The organism is Aeromonas sp. EU05-FHT14A05 (assembly GCF_058791175.1).
Genome location: NZ_JBYTDH010000031.1, coordinates 1 through 920, shown reverse-complemented (window position 1 = coordinate 920; position 920 = coordinate 1). Strand labels below are relative to the sequence as shown.

Genomic DNA, 920 nt, shown 5'->3' with positions numbered 1-920 from the left:
TCGAGTCAAGCCTTATTTTCAAAGGCTTTTCGAGGTTATCGACCGGGTTGTTTGCGTTGCCGCTTGCCCTGTCGATGGAGGCGCATTATAGGGAGCTGAAACTTTCTGGCAAGCAGATAATTGCAAAAAGATGGCTTTCATCAACCGTTCGCTCACAAAGCCACCAATGCGCATATTAAGCGAACAAAATCAGCCCGCAACGGGCACTGAAACGGCAAAATCGTGCAGATTGTCATAGACGACATCAGCCAGCGCAGTGCCCTCGTCGGTCACAGCCTTGCCGGTGCGCACCATCACCTTGTGTCCGACTCCGGCATTGATGGCCGCTTTCAGGTCGGAAGGCTTGTCACCCACCATATAAGAGCGCGCCATGTCGATGCCCAGCTCCTGCTGCGCCAACAGCAGCATGCCGGGTGCAGGCTTGCGGCAATCGCAGGGAGCGCCGTGATCCGGATGATGAGGACAGAAATAGATACCATCGAGGTCAACGTCCCGATCGGCCAGAGACCAGTCCATCCACTCGGTCAGGTTCATGAAGTCGTCTTCACTGAAGTAGCCGCGGGCGATGCCGGACTGATTGGTGACGACAATCAGCAGATAGCCCTTCTTCTTCAGCAGCTGCAGGGCTTCGATCACCCCGGGCAGGAAATGGAAGTCATCGACCTGGCTGACATAACCTGTGTCTTCGTTGATGACACCGTCACGATCCAGAAAAATGGCAGGTTTACTCACGGGCACTACCTCGGTAATAGATGTTTGAAATGTGTCTCACGGGGCAATAACGCCCCAAAAAATAAAAGGGGCAGCCGAAGCTACCCCTTTCATGTGTGCATTTAAAGTATCGATTAAGCGATAACTTTAGCTACAACACCAGCACCTACGGTACGGCCACCTTCACGGATAGCGAAACGCAGGCCGTC

General features: G+C 53.5%; 2 protein-coding genes. Both read right to left on the bottom strand.

What is annotated here, in order from left to right:
• Positions 1-189: 189 nt before the first annotated feature.
• Entirely contained in the window at positions 190-732 is a 543-nt protein-coding gene (gmhB, locus tag AC3WR3_RS20810) for a D-glycero-beta-D-manno-heptose 1,7-bisphosphate 7-phosphatase (protein WP_139439404.1), read from the bottom strand.
• Positions 733-845: 113 nt separating this feature from the next.
• Positions 846-920, bottom strand: a 75-nt coding sequence (locus tag AC3WR3_RS20805) for an EF-Tu C-terminal domain-related protein (RefSeq protein WP_197724836.1), incomplete at its 5' end; no start/stop codon positions are given.